General features: G+C 68.4%; 19 protein-coding genes. 18 read left to right on the top strand and 1 reads right to left on the bottom strand.

The genetic code is table 11. From position 1 onward, the window contains the following. Nucleotides 1-442 precede the first annotated feature (442 nt). The 10 genes from VG502_RS08720 to hemB all read left to right on the top strand — a co-directional run bounded on the left by VG502_RS08720 (nt 443) and on the right by hemB (nt 9,820). Nucleotides 443-643 carry a helix-turn-helix domain-containing protein gene (locus VG502_RS08720; protein ID WP_325549645.1) on the top strand — a complete coding sequence of 67 codons (201 nt, stop codon included), beginning with the start codon at nt 443-445 and terminating at the stop codon, nt 641-643. Nucleotides 644-812: 169 nt separating this feature from the next. Continuing rightward, entirely contained in the window at nt 813-911 is a 99-nt protein-coding gene (locus tag VG502_RS08715) for a 30S ribosomal protein bS22 (protein ID WP_082775156.1), read from the top strand. Between the two features lie 135 nt (nt 912-1,046). Continuing rightward, nucleotides 1,047-2,036 carry an NAD-dependent epimerase/dehydratase family protein gene (locus VG502_RS08710; protein ID WP_325549644.1) on the top strand — a complete coding sequence of 330 codons (990 nt, stop codon included), beginning with the start codon at nt 1,047-1,049 and terminating at the stop codon, nt 2,034-2,036. Next, complete coding sequence (locus VG502_RS08705) at nt 2,029-3,378, top strand: lysophospholipid acyltransferase family protein (RefSeq protein WP_325549643.1); 1,350 nt, start codon at nt 2,029-2,031, stop codon at nt 3,376-3,378. Before VG502_RS08710 ends, VG502_RS08705 begins: the two co-directional genes overlap by 8 nt. A gap of 11 nt (nt 3,379-3,389) precedes the next feature. Further along, nucleotides 3,390-3,653, top strand: coding sequence for a glutaredoxin family protein (locus tag VG502_RS08700; RefSeq protein WP_325549642.1), 264 nt, complete (start codon nt 3,390-3,392; stop codon nt 3,651-3,653). Between the two features lie 486 nt (nt 3,654-4,139). After that, on the top strand, nt 4,140-4,805 hold the full coding sequence (locus VG502_RS08695; protein ID WP_325549641.1) for a redox-sensing transcriptional repressor Rex: 666 nt from the start codon (nt 4,140-4,142) through the stop codon (nt 4,803-4,805). Continuing rightward, on the top strand, nt 4,802-6,106 hold the full coding sequence (locus VG502_RS08690) for a glutamyl-tRNA reductase (RefSeq protein WP_325549640.1): 1,305 nt from the start codon (nt 4,802-4,804) through the stop codon (nt 6,104-6,106). Before VG502_RS08695 ends, VG502_RS08690 begins: the two co-directional genes overlap by 4 nt. Then, a complete protein-coding gene (gene hemC, locus VG502_RS08685) occupies nt 6,103-7,143 on the top strand; it encodes a hydroxymethylbilane synthase (RefSeq protein ID WP_325549639.1) in 1,041 nt (346 codons plus the stop codon). Before VG502_RS08690 ends, hemC begins: the two co-directional genes overlap by 4 nt. Then, complete coding sequence (locus tag VG502_RS08680) at nt 7,140-8,777, top strand: bifunctional uroporphyrinogen-III C-methyltransferase/uroporphyrinogen-III synthase (RefSeq protein ID WP_325549638.1); 1,638 nt, start codon at nt 7,140-7,142, stop codon at nt 8,775-8,777. Before hemC ends, VG502_RS08680 begins: the two co-directional genes overlap by 4 nt. Next, a complete protein-coding gene (gene hemB, locus VG502_RS08675; RefSeq protein ID WP_325549637.1) occupies nt 8,774-9,820 on the top strand; it encodes a porphobilinogen synthase in 1,047 nt (348 codons plus the stop codon). The genes VG502_RS08680 and hemB overlap by 4 nt, the downstream gene beginning before the upstream one ends. A 267-nt stretch (nt 9,821-10,087) precedes the next feature. Here hemB and VG502_RS08670 read toward each other — a convergent pair whose 3' ends face one another. Continuing rightward, complete coding sequence (locus VG502_RS08670) at nt 10,088-10,642, bottom strand: YceI family protein (RefSeq protein WP_325549636.1); 555 nt, start codon at nt 10,640-10,642, stop codon at nt 10,088-10,090. 136 nt (nt 10,643-10,778) lie between these two features. Between VG502_RS08670 and VG502_RS08665 the strand changes: the two genes are divergently transcribed. The 8 genes from VG502_RS08665 (at nt 10,779) to VG502_RS08630 (ending at nt 17,788) form a co-directional block, all read left to right on the top strand. Beyond that, nucleotides 10,779-11,297: a MarR family winged helix-turn-helix transcriptional regulator gene (locus VG502_RS08665; protein ID WP_325549635.1), complete on the top strand. Its 519-nt coding sequence runs from the start codon at nt 10,779-10,781 to the stop codon at nt 11,295-11,297. Nucleotides 11,298-11,331: 34 nt separating this feature from the next. Beyond that, a complete protein-coding gene (gene hemL / locus VG502_RS08660) occupies nt 11,332-12,678 on the top strand; it encodes a glutamate-1-semialdehyde 2,1-aminomutase (RefSeq protein WP_325549634.1) in 1,347 nt (448 codons plus the stop codon). A gap of 95 nt (nt 12,679-12,773) precedes the next feature. After that, entirely contained in the window at nt 12,774-13,430 is a 657-nt protein-coding gene (locus VG502_RS08655; RefSeq protein ID WP_325549633.1) for a histidine phosphatase family protein, read from the top strand. Between the two features lie 8 nt (nt 13,431-13,438). Beyond that, nucleotides 13,439-14,017, top strand: a complete 579-nt coding sequence (locus VG502_RS08650) for a TlpA family protein disulfide reductase (protein WP_325549632.1) — start codon at nt 13,439-13,441, stop codon at nt 14,015-14,017. Nucleotides 14,018-14,026: 9 nt separating this feature from the next. Further along, entirely contained in the window at nt 14,027-14,770 is a 744-nt protein-coding gene (locus VG502_RS08645) for a cytochrome c biogenesis CcdA family protein (protein ID WP_325549631.1), read from the top strand. A 2-nt stretch (nt 14,771-14,772) separates the two neighbouring features. Continuing rightward, on the top strand, nt 14,773-16,491 hold the full coding sequence (gene resB, locus VG502_RS08640) for a cytochrome c biogenesis protein ResB (RefSeq protein WP_325549630.1): 1,719 nt from the start codon (nt 14,773-14,775) through the stop codon (nt 16,489-16,491). Next, nucleotides 16,488-17,546: a c-type cytochrome biogenesis protein CcsB gene (gene ccsB, locus VG502_RS08635; RefSeq protein ID WP_325549629.1), complete on the top strand. Its 1,059-nt coding sequence runs from the start codon at nt 16,488-16,490 to the stop codon at nt 17,544-17,546. Before resB ends, ccsB begins: the two co-directional genes overlap by 4 nt. Beyond that, the gene (locus VG502_RS08630) at nt 17,546-17,788 is read left to right on the top strand and encodes a DUF4229 domain-containing protein (RefSeq protein WP_325549628.1); all 243 of its coding nucleotides are present in this window, start codon (nt 17,546-17,548) and stop codon (nt 17,786-17,788) included. The genes ccsB and VG502_RS08630 overlap by 1 nt, the downstream gene beginning before the upstream one ends. Nucleotide 17,789: the final 1 nt, after the last annotated feature.

Genomic DNA, 17,789 nt, shown 5'->3' with positions numbered 1-17,789 from the left:
CCGGCCACAATTCCGGTCGTCGTCTTCGCGGCGGTCCGCTTGGCGTGCGGTTGGCTTATCGTGCGCCGTCGCCGTACGTGCATAACCGGCAACGGTTGTCGGTTCGGTACGGGTTTCGGTGTTCGAGGTGTGCATAACCGGCAACGGTTGTCGGTTATGTACGGGTTTCGATGTCCGAGGCGTGCACAACCGGCAACGGTCGTCGGTTCGGGATGGGGCGCCAGATCACACCTGCAACGCCTGGAACATGCGGCGCAACAGCCGGATCGCCACATTTTTCTCACCTGTATCGGCGTGTCAGGTGGACATTTCGCACGCTCAGACTTTCCACAGACACTCCTGACCCTCTATCGTTGCCCACCAGAACACCTGTGGGACGCCGGGAGCGGCCCACGGCTCGGGGTCGACACACGTGTCGTCAAAAGAAGGGTTGGCAACTGCCATGGCCGAAGAGCGTCAGCCGGGCGAGGTCACATTCATGACCGTCGCCGAGGTCGCCGCAATCATGCGGGTCTCGAAGATGACGGTCTACCGGCTGGTGCATTCCGGCGAGTTGCCCGCCGTGCGGGTCGGTCGATCGTTCCGGGTGCCCGAGGATGCGGTTTCGGAATATCTCAGCCAGTCCTACATGGGCACGGCCTGACCGCGACGGTCCCGTGATCGCCCTCGATTCGTCGGCGGTCCCGCCCATGGCGTAGCCTTGGGCGGCGGATCGCGTCCCAGTGCGGATGCGATGACATCAAGGCTTCGCGTGCCGGTTGCGGCGCCACAGCCCACCGGTTCCATTCAGCAGATTCAGGAAGAGCGTACGCATGGGTTCAGTCGTCAAGAAGCGCCGTAAGCGGATGGCCAAGAAGAAGCACCGCAAGCTGCTTCGCAAGACGCGTCACCAGCGTCGCAACAAGAAGTAGGCGCATCGACGCGTAGGAGCCCCGGACGGCACGACGCCGTACCGGGGCTTCGCCATATCGTCCGACCTGCGTGGTGCACAGGTCGCCGGATAGGATCGGGCACACAGTCAGGGTTGTCGTTACCGAGGAGGGCCAATGGGTCGGGTTGTCCTGGTCACCGGGGTGTCCCGGCTGGTCGGAGGTATGACGTGCCGCGCGCTCGCGGCCGATCCCACGCTCGAGCGCGTCATCGCGATCGACACGGTTCCGCCGCTGCACAGCCTCGGCCGGGCCGACTTCATCCGGGCCGACATCCGCAACCCGATCATGGGCAAGATCCTGGCGCAGGAGAAGGTCGACACCGTCCTGCACCTCGGCGTGATCATGACGCCGAAGCAGGCCGGCGGGCGCACCCTGCAGAAGGAGATCAACGTCATCGGCACCATGCAGCTGCTCGCTGCGTGCCAGAAGGCCGACTCCGTCGAGCGGCTCATCGTCAAGTCGTCGTCCTCCATCTACGGTGCGTCACCGCGGGACCCGGCGATGTTCACCGAGGACATGGGCGCCCGGCGCAATCCGACCGGCGGCTTCGGCCGCGACTCGGTCGAGGTCGAGACCTACGTGCGTGGGCTCGCCCGGCGCCGTCCCGACATCGACGTCACCATCCTGCGTATGGCGAACCTCGTCGGCCAGGGCCTGCGGACGACGTTCTCCGATTACTTCTCGCTCCCGGCGCTTCCGGTGCCGTTGGGTTTCGACGGCCGGTTCCAGGTGTTGCACATCGAGGACGCCGTCGCGGTGCTGCAGCGCACGGCCAACGCCGAGGACCTGTCCGGCACGATCAACGTCGCCGGTGACGGCATGCTCACGGTGCGTCTGGCAGCCCGCATCGCCGGCAAACCGGTGATTCCGGTGCTCGCCCAGACCGCGCCGATGATGCAGCAGCTGTCCGGAATGCTCGGCGGCAGTGGGGCTTTCGATGCCGAGCAGATGCAGTTCCTGCAATTCGGACGTGGCATGGACACCACCCGCATGCACACCATGCTCGACTTCACGCCGCAGTACACCACTCGGGACGCATTCCGCGACGTCCTCGGTGCGCCCGGCCGTCGTCACGCCGCCAAGCTGGGAGAAGCACGTGTCTGAGGAGCAGCCCACCGGGACCGGTGAGAGCACCGGGCCGCGCCGTACCGCCGCGAAGTCCGCGGCGAAGTCCGCAGCGGTGAAACCCCCCGCCAAGAAGACCGCGGCGAAGAAGTCGCCGACCACGAAGGCCGCCGCGAAGAAGACCGCGACGGCCCCGGCCACGAAGGCGACCGCGAAGAAGGCGGCTCCGGTCAAGAAGGCTGCTCCGTCGAAGAAGCCCGCCCCCGCCGAGCAGCGGACACCTGCTCCGGCGGTCGGCCCCCGTCATACCTCTGCAGCGACCGGCAGCCGCCCGTCCCGCAAGAACATCGGAGCCGCCGCCCGGCGCACGTCCGCGCAGCGGGAGCACGCGCCGGCCGGCAGCGTGCCGTCATTGCGGGTCGTGCCCGACCCGCCGGAGGCACCGGACTTCCACGGATCGAGCGCTGCCGATTTCGCAGGTGTCGTCAATGTCCTGGTCGAGGGCCTGCGCAGGGCCGGCGATCTCGTGGGCATCGAGGGCGACGACCTGGAGCGCCGCATCGCGCAGGCGCTGGCGTTCCTGCGTCGCCGGCTGACCGGTGACTACGAGATCGACGACTTCGGCTTCGATCGCGAGTTCACCGACCAGGTGTGGCTGCCGTTGCTGCGGCCCCTCTACAAGCGGTGGTTCCGCGTCGAGGTCCGCGGCATCGAGAACATCCCGGACGAGGGTGCGGCCCTCGTGGTCGCCAACCACTCCGGCACGCTGCCGATCGACGGCCTGATGACCCAGGTCGCCATACATGACGAGCACCCGAAGCACCGGCACGTGCGAATGCTCGGGGCGGACCTCGTCTTCGAGTCCCCGCTGATCGGCGAGCTCAGCCGCAAGTCGGGCACCACGTTGGCCTCCAACCCCGACATCGAGCGGCTCTTCGCCGCCGGCGAGCTGGCCGCCGTCTACCCCGAGGGTTTCAAGGGCGTCGGCAAACCGTTCTCCGAGCGCTACAAGCTGCAGCGGTTCGGGCGCGGCGGTTTCGTGTCCGCCGCGCTGCGGGCCGAGGTGCCGATCATCCCGTGCGCGATCGTCGGCGCCGAGGAGATCTTCCCGATGATCGGCAACGTCAAGGGCCTGGCGCGCGTGCTCGGCTTCCCCTACTTCCCGGTGACGCCGTTCTTCCCGCTGCTCGGGCTGGCCGGGCTGATCCCCCTGCCGAGCAAGTGGATCATCGAGTTCGGCGCGCCGGTCAACACCGACACCTATGGCGCCGCGGCCGCTGACGACCCGATGCTGGTCTTCGACCTCACCGACCAGGTCCGCGAGAACATCCAGCAGTCGCTGTATTCGCTTCTGTTGCAACGCCGTTCAGTCTTCTTCTGACCGTGCCCCGCATGTCGAATCCCCGCATCACGCTCATCGGCAAGCCCGATTGCCACCTGTGTGATGACGCACGCGCGATCATCGAGCGGGTCTGTGCCGACACGGGGGAGAGCTTCGTCGAGCGGAGCGTCCTCGACGAGCCCGAGCTGATGGCGTCATACGCCGAACAGATCCCGGTCACCCTCGTGGACGGCAAGCAGCACGACTACTGGCGCGTCGACGAGGCCCGGCTGCGCAAGGCGCTCTCCCGACGGAAGCTTTTCGGCAACCGCTGAGTCCCGCATCGCCGCCCGCTCAATTTGCCGAGCGGACACCCTTTGATCGAAGGGACAGCCGATTTCGGCGAAAATCGGCCCAATCGCCTGTCCTCTCGGTGCATCGGGTGTCCTCTCGGCATGGAGTCAGGCGTCGCGGCATACGCCGACAAGCAGGTTGCCAGGGTCGCGGAGGTAGGCCGCGCGCGTTCCCCGATCCGTGGTGGGGCCCACGATGCGGACGAAATGCCGGGCGTCCGGTCCGCGAGACGGGTGTTCAGTCATCGAAACCGTTGCCGCACCGCCTGTTGACAACGCGCCAACAGCGCACCGTCGCTATCACGAGCACCTCGCGGACGTGTGGCCACCCCCGTCTAGCACTTTTGCCGGGAATTCGCGACTTTGTGCCTGCGTTCACAAAGACCTAGAGTCAGGGGGTCATTGATCCTCTGTGGCCGGCGTTTGGTATACGCCTGTCCCGCAGTGCATGGAGGAGTCGGAGCGAACGTGAGCACCGCATCGGCCGCCCGCCGGGAGATCCCGGAAGCCACCGTGGCCAGGCTACCCCTCTATCTGCGTGCTCTCGTGTCCCTGGATTCGCGCGGGGTCGAGGTCGTCTCCTCCGAGGCGCTCGCCGAGGCAGCAGGTGTTCGCTCGACCGGATTGCGCAAGGATCTGTCCCACCTCGGCTCGTACGGCGTGCGTGGTGTCGGGTATGACGTCGGCCGTCTCTCCGAGGAGATCTCCCGCGAGCTCGGCCTGCACCACGACTGGTCCGTTGCCATCATCGGCATGGGAAACCTGGGTCACGCGCTCGCGGCATACGGCGGTTTCGCGACCCGCGGCTTCAGCGTCCGCTGGCTGGTCGACGAGGACCCGGCCGTGATCGGCACCGAGATCGCCGGCCTGCAGGTCATCGACTTCGCCGAACTCGCCACGCAAGCACCCGAGAGCATCATCGCGGTGCTGGCCACCCCGCCGCACGCCGCGCAGCAGGCTGCCGACCAGGCGGTCGCGCTCGGGGTGCGGTCCATCCTCAACTTCGCCCCGTGCGTGATCACCGTCCCGGACGGCGTCGAGGTCCGCAAGGTCGACCTGGCGACCGAGTTGCAGATCCTCGCCTTCCACGAGCAACGTGGCCGGGACGACGAGATCGAGGGGGCGGCGCAATGAGTTTGATCGTCATCGGTATGTCGCACCGCACGACCGGTGTCGACCTCCTCGAACAGGTCGTGCTGACCGACGAGCAGACCGAGCGGTTGGTGACCTCGCTCGAGCTGAACGAACACGTCAACGCCACGGTCGTCGTGTCCACCTGCAACCGCGTCGAGATCTACGCCGACGTCGAGACCTTCCACGGCGCCGTCACCGGCATCACCGAATCTCTTGCGGCCACAACCGGTTTGGCAGTCGGGCAGCTGCGCGACCACCTCTACGTGCACTTCGAGGACCGTGCCGTGGCCCACGCCTTCCAGGTCGCCTCCGGCCTCGACTCGGTCGCGGTCGGCGAGGCGCAGATCCTCGGCCAGTTGCGCGAGGCGCTGCGTGCTGCGCAGGACGGTGGACACCTCGACCCGTCGCTGTCCGCCCTCATGCAGCACGCGCTGCGCGTCGGCAAGCGCGTCCACACCGAGACCGACATCGACACCGTCAGCCGGTCCCTGGTCGAGCGGGCGCTGGTCGTCGCGCAGTCCACTCTCGGCGAGCTGGGGCAGCAGCATGCACTGGTCGTCGGAGCCGGAGCGATGAGCGGCCTGGCCGCACACACGCTGGCACGCGCCGGAGTCCGCGACCTCACCATCATCAACCGCACGCCCGCCAAGTCCGCTCGCCTCGCGCAGGCGACCGGGGGAGTCGCCCGCGACTGGGCAGACCTCACCGCGGCCGTCGCGGACGCGGACCTGGTGATCTCCTGCACCGGCGCGGTCGGTCACGTACTCGATGCCGACAACGTGACCTTGTCCGAAACCCCCACTCTGCTGGTCGATCTCGCGTTGCCTCGGGACATCGATCCGCAGCTGGCGGCGATGCCCGGCATCGCACTGCTCTCGCTGGAGGACCTCAGCGCGGCGGTCGCCGAGGACGCCGAGAAGACCCAGGTGGCGGCCGCCCACGACCTGGTGAGTGCCGAGGTCGCGGAGTTCCTCGTCGCCCGCCGGGCCGCAGCCGTCGCACCGGCCGTCGCCGAGTTGCGCAAGCGCGCAGCCGATGTGGTGGCTGCCGAGCTCACCCGGCTCGAGCAGCGCGCCGACCTGTCCGAGCACGACGCCGCACAGGTGCAGATGACGGTGCACCGTGTCGTGGAGAAGATCCTGCACACACCGACCGTGCGCATCAAGCAGCTCGCCGGTGAGGAGCAGGGCGGCCAGGACTACGCCGCGCTGCTGCGGATGCTCTTCGACCTGGACCCGCACGAGTCCCGCGTCGCGCAGATCCCGCACGGCGAGGTTCCCGCAGGCGGTGAGCAGCGATGAGCCTGATTCGCATCGGATCGCGCCGCAGCAACCTCGCGCTGACCCAGACCGGCCTGATCGCCGACCGGTTGCGCGCACTCGGCCACGAGATCGAGATCGTCGAGATCGTCACCGAGGGAGACACCAACCGCGCTCCGCTCGCCCAGTTGGGCGGCACCGGTGTTTTCGCCACCGCCATCCGTAATGCGTTGCGCGACAATCGGATCGACCTGACGGTGCACTCCCTCAAGGACCTGCCGACGGCGCCGGCTCCGGGGCTGACGATTGCCGCCATACCTGCTCGGGAGGATGCACGCGACGCACTGATCGCTCGCGACGGGCTGACCCTCGGTGAGTTGCCGGCGGGTGCGGTCGTCGGCACCGGCTCTCCGCGGCGCGTCGCCCAACTGGCGGCGCTCGGCCTCGGTCTGGAGTTTCGCGCCATACGCGGCAACATCGACCGCCGGATCGACTTCGTCCGCAACGGTGAGCTCGATGCGATCGTGCTGGCCCGCGCCGGTATGTCGCGGGTCGGCCGCCTCGACGAGATCACCGAGTCCATCGACCCGCTCCAGATGCTGCCCGCTCCCGGGCAGGGCGCGCTCGCCCTGGAGATCCGTAGCGACGACGACGCCCTGCGCGAGGTCGTGGCGCAACTCGACGACCCGGACACCCGCGCGGCGGTCACCGCCGAGCGAGCGGTGCTGGCTCGCCTCGAGGCCGGCTGCTCCGCGCCGTTGGGGGCGCTCGCGGAGGTCAGCGAGGACGTCGACGGCAGCCTGGAGATCTCGCTGCGCGCGTTCGTCGGTCGCACCGACGGCACTTTCGACCTGCGGCGGTCACTGACCGGATCGTTCGACGACCCAGAGCAACTCGGTCACGACGTCGCGGAGTTACTGCTCGCCGACGGAGCGCTGGAAGCGTTCCGGCCGGATGAGCAAGCACCAGAGCCGGCACCCGGCGGACTCTTACCAAGGGACACATCAAGGGACCCTTCAAGTGACCCAGATCCCATCACCGTCCAACACCCCCCAGCGCCGCGGAGCGTGAAGAAGTGAGCACAACAAAGACCCGCAAGACCCTGCCCCAGGTTGCCTTCATCGGCTCCGGGCCGGGCGACCCGTCACTGATCACCGTTCGCGCGGCCACGTTGTTGCGGGCGGCCGACGTGATCATCATCGACCAGATCGCTCGGGAGGACTTCGTCGCGCAGTTCGCCCGTGAGGACGTCGAGATCGTCGACGCCGGGCACGGCGAGACGGGGCAGACCCTCACCACCGCATCGCGCGCGAAGCTGGTCGTGCGGACCGCCAAGTCGGCCGCACGCACCGACGACACCGTCGGGCTGGTCGTGCGTCTGATGGACGGCGACCCCGCCACCTTCAACGGCCTCGCGGAGGAGTCGATCGCCTGCCACAAGGCAGACATCCCCTTCGAGATCGTGCCGGGCGTGAGCGCGGTCAGCGCGGTGCCGTCATACGCCGGCATCCCGCTGGTGGGCAGCGGCGCCCGCACGGTGCACGTGCTGTCCGCGGCCGACGAGAAGACCGACTGGAGCAGTGCGGTCGCGAACGACGCCACCGCGGTCGTCCTCGGCACCGCCGACTCGGTCCCCGCCGGCCTGGCGAAGCTGCTGGCCGCCGGTCGCGACGCGGACACCCCCGTCTCGCTGAGCACCGAGGGCACGACCATCCGTCAGGCAACGCGCGTCACCACCCTCGGTGGGGTCGCCGCAGCGCTGAAGGCGCAGCCGCTGACCGGTCAGGTCGTCGCGGTCGTCGGCTCGGTCGTCGGCCTGCGCGAGCAGCTGTCCTGGTGGGAGACCAAGCCGCTCTTCGGCTGGAACGTCCTGGTGCCGCGCACCAAGGAGCAGTCCGGCACGATGACCGACCGCCTCGCGGCGCACGGCGCAGCGAGCGATGTCGTCCCGACCATCAGCGTGGAGCCGCCGCGGACCCCGCAGCAGATGGAGCGCGCGATCAAGGGCCTGGTCACCGGTCGCTACGAGTGGATCGGCTTCACCTCCGCCAACGCGGTCCGCGCCGTACGCGAGAAGTTCGTCGAATTCGGCCTGGACGCAAGGGCTTTCGCCGGACTGAAGATCGCCGCCGTCGGCGGTGTGACGGCCGAGTCACTGCGCGAGTGGGGCCTGGAGCCCGACCTGGTGCCGAGCAACGAGCAGTCCGCCAAGGGCCTGCTCGAGGACTGGCCGCCGTATGACGACGTGCTCGACCCGATCAACCGGGTCTTCCTGCCGCGCGCCGACATCGCCACCGACACGCTGGTCGCGGGCCTGCAGGACATGGGCTGGGAGGTCGACGACGTCACGGCATACCGGACCGTGCGCGCGGCTCCGCCGGCACCCGAGGTGCGCGAGGCGATCAAGACCGGCAAGTTCGACGCGGTGTGCTTCACCTCGAGCTCGACGGTCCGCAACCTGGTCGGCATCGCGGGCAAGCCGCACGCGACCACGGTCATCGCCTGTATCGGCCCGGCCACCGCCAAGACCGCCGAGGAGCACGGCCTGCGGGTCGACGTGCTGGCGGCCGAGCCGAGTGCCGAGGCACTGGTGGACGCCCTCGCGGACTACGGCCGTGGCCTGGCGCTCACCGCCGCCGAGAACGGCGAACAGGTGCGTCGCCCGAGTGAGCGGAAGGCCTCCTCCCGCCGCAAGGCGAAGGCGTCGCGATGAGCGAGGTCGCCCCGACCCGGGCCGCCGCCCGACACCGTGCACCGAGCCGGAACCCGTGGGCCCTGCCCGCGGGTTCGGCCCGTCCCCGACGGCTGCGCACCACGCCGGCGATGCGCCGGCTGGTCGCCGAGACGCGGCTGCACCCGGCCGAGCTGGTGCTGCCGATGTTCGTCAAGGAGGGCCTCGAGGCCCCGGTCCCGCTGCAGTCGATGCCGGGCGTCGACCAGCACACCCTCGACTCGCTGGTGAAGGCCGCACGTGAAGCGGTCGACGCGGGAGTCGGCGGGCTGATGATCTTCGGCGTGCCGGCACAACGTGACGAAACCGGCTCCGGCGCAACGGATCCCGACGGCATCCTGAATGTCGCCCTCCGCCGTCTGCGGGAGGAGCTCGGTGACGACACCGTGCTGATGTCGGACCTGTGCCTGGACGAATTCACCTCGCACGGGCACTGCGGTGTGCTCGACGCGCAGGGCCGGGTCGACAACGACGCCACGCTCGAGCGCTATGCCGAGATGGCGGTCGCGCACGCCGAAGCGGGCGCGCACCTCGTCGGGCCGTCCGGGATGATGGACGGCCAGGTCGGCGTCATACGCCGTGCGCTGGACGAGGCCGGGCACACCGACGTCGGGATCCTCGCGTATGCCGTGAAATACGCGTCCGCGGCGTTCGGCCCGTTCCGCGAGGCGGTGGAGTCGGAGCTTCAGGGCGACCGGCGGACCTACCAGCAGGACTTCGCCAACCGCACCGACGCATTGCGCGAGGTGCAGCTCGACCTCGCCGAGGGCGCCGACCTGGTGATGGTCAAGCCTGCGCTGCCCTACCTCGACATCCTCCGGGACGTCCGCGAGGTCAGCGACGTGCCCGTTGCGGCATACCAGGTCAGTGGCGAGATGGCGATGATCGAGGCGGCCGGCGCGAACGGCTGGATCGATCGCGACGCCATGGTTCTGGAGTCGCTCACCGCGATCAAGCGGGCCGGCGCGCAGATCATCCTGACCTACTACGCGACCGAGGTGGCCCGCCACCTGCAGTCCTCCTGATTGCCGAGAGGACACCCTTTCACCGACAGGACACCGGATTCCGGGCGAAATCGCCCGGAATCCGGTGTCCTCTCGGTTTTCGGGTGTCCTGTCGGCAAGAAAGGGGGCGGGCGGGTGAACGAAAACGCGAGCGGGACCAGGCACTCGGGGGTATGCCGGTCCCGCTCGCGCGGTTCGTGGATGTTCGTGGGTGTGACGTCGCTCATGTTGTCACACCTGCCAGGGGTGTGACGTCGCTCAGGTTGTCACACCTGCGAGGTGTGGCGCTCAGGCCTTGACGAACTCGAGGTCGAGGATGATCTTGACCTTGTCGCCGACGACCACGCCGCCGCCCTGGAGCGGCATCTCGATGTCGACGCCGAACTCCTTGCGGTTGATCTCGAGGGAGGCCTCGAAACCGGCGCGGGTGCCGCCCCACGGGTCGCCGCCGACGCCACCGAACTCGACGTCGAAGGTGACGGGCTTGGTGACGTTCTTGATCGTCAGGTCGCCGGTCAGCTCGGTCTCGGTGACCTTGGTCGACTTGAAGGTCATCGTCGGGTAGGTCTCGACCTCGAAGAAGTCGTTGGTGCGCAGGTGGTTGTCGCGGTCGGCGACGCCGGTGTTGACCGATGCCATCTTCACCTCGGCCTCGACGCTGGTCTCCTCCAGCGTGTCCCCGACGGTCAGGGTCGCGTCGAACTCGTCGAACTTGCCCTTGACTTTGCTCACCATCAGGTGGCGGACCTGGAAGCCGAACGCGCTGTGCGCGGCGTCGATCTTCCAGGTGCCGGCGGTCAGGCCGTCGAGCGTGGTCGTGGTGGTGGCGGTGGAGTTGCTCATGATGCTCCTCAGCGGATCGGTTGAATCTCTAAGTCGGTGTGTCGGTCGCCGTGCGTGGCAACCAGTATGCACAACAGTAGTTGATATTTCAATTATTCCCGTGCCGGACGACGAGTTTGCGATTTATGCTGTGGGGGTGTCCGAGATTGAGTCCGCCCCGCTGAGCCCGACCGCGACGGAAGCCGACGTCCCGTGGTTGTCCGATGACGAGCAGCGCGCGTGGCGGGCCTACCTGCGCGGCAGCCGTGCGCTCGAGGCGGTGCTAGACGCGGAATTGCAGGACGCCGGTATGTCGCTCGCGGAGTACGAGCTGTTGTCGATGCTGTCCGAGGCGCCCGGGCAGGAGATGCGGATGAGCCGGCTTGCCGACCAGACCGTGCAATCCCGCAGCCGTGTCACGCACACCGCCACCCGGCTCACCCGGCGCGGCTGGGTCGAGCGCAGGCCGGCTCCGGACGACGGGCGCGGCATTCAACTGAAGCTGAACGACGCCGGCCTGGCGGCCGTTCGGTCCGCGTCCCGGGTGCACGCGACCGGAGTCCAGGAGCATCTGATCCGGCAGATGGATCCCGCGCTGTTCCAGTCGCTCGGCGACGCCATGCGCAACGTCCGCAACCATCTGCTCGGCGCGGAGACGGACAACTACAACCCGTAGGAGTTCGCGCGATGCCGCCTGAGACAATGGTCGTATGACGAGCACGCCCTCAGCGCAGGACCGGACGCAGGACCGCGTCACCCGCGACGACGCCTCGGCAGCACTGCTGCAACGCGCCCGCAATGTCACCCCCGGAGGGGTCAACTCCCCGGTGCGCGCGTTCCGGGCGGTGGGCGGCACGCCCCGCTTCATCGCGTCCGCGAAGGGCCCGTGGCTGACCGACGTCGACGGCAACCGTTACGTCGACCTGATCTGCTCCTGGGGGCCGATGATCCTCGGTCACGCGCACCCCAGCGTGCTGGACGCGGTCCAGCAGGCGGCGACCCGCGGCTTCAGCTTCGGCACCCCCAGCGAGAACGAAGTCGCGCTCGCCGAGGAGATCGTCTCGCGCGTGGCTCCGCTGGAGCAGGTGCGGCTGGTCAACAGTGGCACCGAGGCCACCATGTCCGCGCTGCGACTCGCCCGTGGAGCGACCGGCCGCAGCACCGTCGTGAAGTTCGCCGGTTGCTACCACGGCCACGTCGACCCGCTGCTGGCTGCCGCGGGCTCCGGGGTGGCGACGTTCGCGCTGCCCGACTCCGCGGGCGTCCCCGCATCGGCCGCACACGAGACGATCGTGTTGCCCTACAACGACATTCAGGCTGTCGAAGCTGCCTTCGCCGAGCACGGCGACGAGATCGCCTGCGTCATCACCGAGGCGTCCCCGGGCAACATGGGCGTCGTCCCGCCCGCACCCGGCTTCACCAGCGCCCTGCGCCGGATAACCCGCGAGCACGGTGCGCTGCTGATCTCCGACGAGGTGATGACCGGCTTCCGCTGCTCGGCGTCGGGTTGGTACGGCCTGGAGGGAGAGCCCGAGGGCGGCGCCCCCGACCTGTTCACCTTCGGCAAGGTCATGGGCGGTGGCTTCCCGGCTGCCGCGTTCGGCGGCAGCGCTGCGCTGATGGGCAATCTCGCACCCGACGGGCCCGTCTACCAGGCAGGAACCTTGTCCGGGAACCCCGTCGCGACGGCCGCCGGCCTGGCCACGCTGCGTGGCTGCACCCCGGACGTCTATGACCGGCTCGATGTCGTCGCGCACGCGATCGCCGAGGGTGCGTCGGCGGCGCTGACCGAGCACGGTGTCCCGCACACGGTGCAGTGGGCGGGGTCGATGTTCTCGGTCTTCTTCCGGGACGGCGCGGTGCGCAACTACGAGGACGCCAAGGCGCAGGACACCGCCGCCTTCAGCCGGTTCTTCCAGTCGATGCTCGAGCAGGGCGTGCACCTGCCGCCGAGCTCGTTCGAGGCGTGGTTCGTCAGCGCGTCCCACGACGATGCCGCGGTCGAGCACGTCCTGGCAGCACTCCCGGCAGCAGCTGCCGCTGCGGCTGCGGTCTGAGTCGCCCCTGAGAATTCGACACAGATTTCGATGCGACACTCCCAGCGTGAATTTCCTCCGGCGCCGTTCCGTCATACCTGCCTCGGCGGTGTGCGATGACTGAGACCGTTGTGCACCTCGTCCGCCACGGGGAGGTCGACAACCCCGGCGGCGTGCTCTACGGCCGTATGCCGGGCTTCCACCTGTCCGAGCTCGGCCGGCAGATGGCCAAGCGCACTGCGTCATACCTCGAGGAACGGGACATCACCCACCTGGTCTCCTCGCCGCTCGAGCGCGCCCAGGAGACGATCGAACCGCTCGCCGAGGCGCTCAAGCTGCCGGTGAAACTGGATGACCGGGTGATCGAGGCGGGCAACGACTTCGAGGGCCTGACCGTCGGCAAGAACCCGAAACAGCTTCTCAATCCACGTTTCTGGGGCAAGCTGACCAACCCCCTCAAGCCCAGCTGGGGCGAGCCGTATGCCGAGATCGCCGAGCGCATGGAAGCCGCCACCCGCGACGCCCGTGCCGCGGCAGAGGGCCACGAGGCGGTCATCGTCAGCCACCAGCTGCCGGTCTGGATCGCCCGCGAGCACTTCGAGGGCAAGCGCCTGTGGCACGACCCGCGGCGCCGGCAGTGCACCCTCGCGTCGGTGACCAGCGTCATCTTCGACGGTGACCGGTTCAGCCGGGTGGAGTATGCCGAGCCGGCTCGCGACCTGTTGCCCGGCGCGACCGAGGCCGCCGGATCGGCGCTGGGCGGGTCACGATGAGGACCCGTGTGATTCCGGCCATGGCGCTGGCCTGCGTGGCGGTCCTCGGGCTCGCGGCCTGCGGCAGCGACGGCGGCAAGTCGATCAGCGACCAGGCCAACCAGGGATCGGACAAGAACTACCTCGCCGGTGACGGCACGCTGGCGCAGCTCGCGCCCGCCAAACGCGGCAAGCCGGTCACGCTCTCCGGCAAGCTGCTCGACGGCACGCCGTGGTCGACCAAGGACCACGCCGGCAAGGTCATCGTCGTCAACGTATGGGGTTCGTGGTGCCCGCCCTGCAAGGCCGAGACACCTGACCTGCAGAAGGCGTGGACCGCGCTGCAGAAGAAGGGCGTCCTGATGATCGGCGTCGACCGGCAGGAGGGCCCGCAGACCGCCGCGGCATTCCTGAAGTCGGCCGGTGTCACCTACCCGTCGTTGCGCGACGACGGCGGCGCGGCCCTCGTCGCCCTGCAGGGCAAGGCCTCGGCGACTCCGTCGACGTTGGTCCTGGACAAGCAGCACCGGATCGCCGCGCGCGTCTCCGGTCCGACCACCGAGTCCACCCTCACCGGGCTGGTCAACGACGTCCTGAGCAAAGGCTGAAACGACCCAGTGACCGCCGACGCCGCACAGACCGTTGCCACGGGCAGCCTGCCGATCGCCATAGTCCTGGCGCTCGTGGCAGGTGTGGTGTCGTTCGCGTCGCCGTGCGTATTGCCTTTGGTGCCAGGCTTTCTCGGCTACGTCACCGGGCTCACCGACGAGCAGCGCAAGACCCGGCTGGTTTCCGGTGCACTGCTGTTCGTGCTCGGCTTCTCGGTGGTGCTGGTCAGCGTCGCCGCGGCATACAGCTGGGTGGTCAACCTGCGCTACCTGCACCAGGACGTGATGATCCGCGTCAGCGGCGTCATCGTCATCCTGCTCGCGCTGGTCTACCTCGGCTTCATCGGCCAGCGCGGCATACCCGTGCGGTGGAAGCCGTCCGCCGGACTCCTCGGTGCGCCGCTGCTGGGCGCCGTCTTCGGGCTCAGCGCGAGCCCGTGCGTCGGTCCCGTGTATGGCGCGATCCTCAACCTGGCCAACCCGATCGGTCACTCCGGCGCGACGCGGGGCGTGACACTGGCGGCGTTCTACTGCCTCGGGCTGGGCATACCGTTCCTCCTCATCGCGGCCGGCTGGTCACGCGCTGAGACCTGGTCGCGCTGGCTGCGCGACCACCACCGGCCGATCCAACTGGTCGGTGGGATCCTCATGCTGGTCGTCGGTCTGATCATGGTGTCGGGGCAGTGGTTGCACCTGATCTCCTGGATCCAGGTCCGGCTCACCGGCTCCGACACGTTTGTCCCGGTGATCTGACTTTGTCGACCGAAACCGAAACCACCACCGACCCCGGCAAGAAGGGCGGCGCACCGCGCGGCCGCAAGCCGTTGGTCAAGGCGCCCAAGCTGGGTGTCCTCGGCACCTTCCGCTGGCTCTGGCGTCAACTGACGTCGATGCGTACGGCGCTCTTCCTGCTGCTGCTGCTCGCGGTGGCGGCGGTGCCGGGCTCGATCTTCCCGCAACGCAACATCGACGCCGGCCGGGTCGCGACCTACCTGCAGGACCACACGACGACCGGACCCTGGCTCGACAAGCTCAGCATGTTCGACGTCTACGGTGCACCGTGGTTCGCCGCCGTCTACATCCTGCTGCTGATCTCGCTGGTCGGCTGCGTCCTGCCGCGGTGCCTCGTGCACGCCAAGGCGCTGCGCTCACCGCTGCCGCGCGTACCGAAGCGACTGACCCGGCTGCCGGCGAGTGCCGAGCGCAGCGTCGACGCGAGCACCGGCGAACTGGTCGAGGCTGCTCGGGAAACGTTGCGCCGCAAGGGTTATCGCGTGCGTGTCGACGGCCCGGCCGATGGGTCTGTCGACGGTGAGCAGACCGTGGCCGCCGAGGGCGGGCGGCTGCGGGAGACCGGCAACCTGCTCTTCCACCTCTGCCTGCTCATCCTGGTGCTCGCCGTCGCGGCCGACCATCTGATGGGCTGGCGCGGCGATGTGATCGTGCCGGAGGGCAACGACTCGTTCGTGAGCGCGGTCGGCAGCTACAACACGCTCGACCTCGGCCCGTGGGTCAACACCGACGACATCAAGCCGTGGACGATGAAGGTCAACAAGCTCGACGTGACCTTCGAGAAGAACGTCGCCAAGGACTCACCGCAGTTCGGCCAGCCGCGCGACTTCATCGCCTCGGTCACGACCAGGGAGAACCCCGACGGCAAGGCCACCAACCGCACGCTCGCGGTCAACGACGCGGTCAAGCTGGACGGCACGTCGGTCTACCTGCTCGGCAACGGTTACGCACCGGTGATCACCGTCAAGGACCCCAAGGGCAAGGTGCTCTACCACCAGGCGACACCGTTCCTGCCGCAGGACAACGCCTACCGCTCGGTCGGCGCGGTCAAGGTCCCGGCCGCCTCACCCAAGGAACTCGGCTTCTTCGGCTTCTTCCTGCCGACCGCGACGTTCGACAACCAGAAGGGCCCGATCTCCACGTATGCCGGGCTCGACAATCCGGCCCTGGTGCTCGGCGCCTACCGGGGACAGCTCTTCCCCGACGACGGCCCGCAGTCGGTCTACACGCTCAACACCCAGAAGATGACCCAGGTCATGGAGGGCAAGAGCCCCTGGCGCGCGGTCGTCAAGCCGGGGCAGACGGTGAAGCTGCCCGACGGCACCACGATCTCGATGGACAAGAAGATCCCGCGCTGGGCGGGCCTGTCGGCTCGTTACGACCCCGGCAAGGGCACGGCACTCGTGTCGGCGCTGATCGGCCTCCTCGGGCTGATCATGTCGATGACGCTGCGCCGGCGACGCATCTTCCTCAAGATCCGCGCCGCGGACCTCGAGAAGGACACCGACCCGGACACCGACGCGTCCGGGAGCCGGCAGGGCGAGCGGCGTAGTCTGATCACCGCCGGCGCGCTCGCCAAGGGCGAGGATCCGCGCCTGCAGGTCGCGCTCGACGCCCTCCTCGACGGTGTCGAGACACGACTCGGTAAAACCCCCACATCCCAGGCAGGTTCGGCACGATGATCACGTTCACCCCCTCGATCTCCTTCAGCTGGGGCGGCCACGCCACAGACGTCGGCCTGTCCAACCTGTCCAACAACTTCCTCTACGCGTCGGCGGTCGTGCTCGCGCTCGCGATGATGTCGTTCGCGCTCGACCTCGCCGGTCACCCCGGACGTATGGCGCGCGCCGCGCAGCGCGCTGCCGAAGCCGCCGGGACGTCGGTCGAGGCGACGACGTCCGAAGCGACGTCCGAAGCGACGGCCGGGGGCGGCAGCGGCAGCACGGCGGTGCTCGAGCGGACGTCCGAGAAGCCTTCCGCCATACCCGAGAAAAGGCAGTGGGCCGGCATCGGTATGTCGCTGTCGTGGCTCGGCATGCTGCTGCTGGCGGCCTGTGTCGGCCTGCGGTCGGCGTCGGTGGGTCGCCTGCCGCTGGGCAACATGTACGAATTCGCCATCGTCGGCGCGTTCTTCGTGATGTGCGCGTTCCTGATCTGGAGCCTGAAGCGGGACGTGCGCTCGCTCGGCATCTTCGTGGTCGGGCCGACGCTGCTGACCGAGATGCTCGCCGCACTCGTCTTCTACACCGCCGCCAGCCAGTTGCTGCCGTCGCTGAAGAACTACTGGCTCAGCATCCACGTCACGGTCGCGATCCTGTCGGTCGCGTTCTTCACGATCGCCTTCTCCACGACGATCCTCTACTTCGTCCAGAAGTGGCGCGAGGACATCAAGGACACCAAATACACGTTCATGGACGCGGTGCCGGGCTCGGAGGTGATGGACCGCACGACGTACGGGCTGCTGATCATCGCCTTCCCGCTGTGGACGTTCACGGTCATCGCCGGCGCGATCTGGGCGCAGAAGGCCTGGGGCCACTACTGGGGCTGGGACCCCAAGGAGGTCTGGTCGCTGGTGATCTGGGTGGTCTATGCCGCCTACCTGCACGCCCGCGCGACCGCCGGCTGGAGCGGTAAGAAGGCCGCCTACATCGCGCTCGCCGGCTTCGGCTGCGTGCTGTTCAACTTCTGCGTCGTGAACATCTTCATCGTCGGTATGCACTCGTATTCAGGTATGTGATGATCCGCTATTCCATTCTGCGACTGCTGATCTTCGTGGTCGCCCTGCTCATCCTGTTCGCCGTCGGGTTCCGCAGCTGGGCGCTCCTGCTGCTGTCCGCGCTGGTGTCGCTCGTGGTGTCGTTCTTCGCGCTGCGCCGGCAGCGGGAGCAGTTCGCCGATCAGGTCCAGCGCAAGGTCTCCGAGCGGCAGGAGCGCGCCGCGGCATACCGCAGCGCCGAGGACGACGACACCGACGAGTAGT

The sequence above is a fragment of the Flexivirga sp. genome, assembly GCF_035551235.1.
GTDB lineage: Bacteria > Actinomycetota > Actinomycetes > Actinomycetales > Dermatophilaceae > Flexivirga.
The sequence above is the reverse complement of the archived record's forward strand: the minus strand, read 5'-3'. Positions and strand labels throughout refer to the sequence as shown.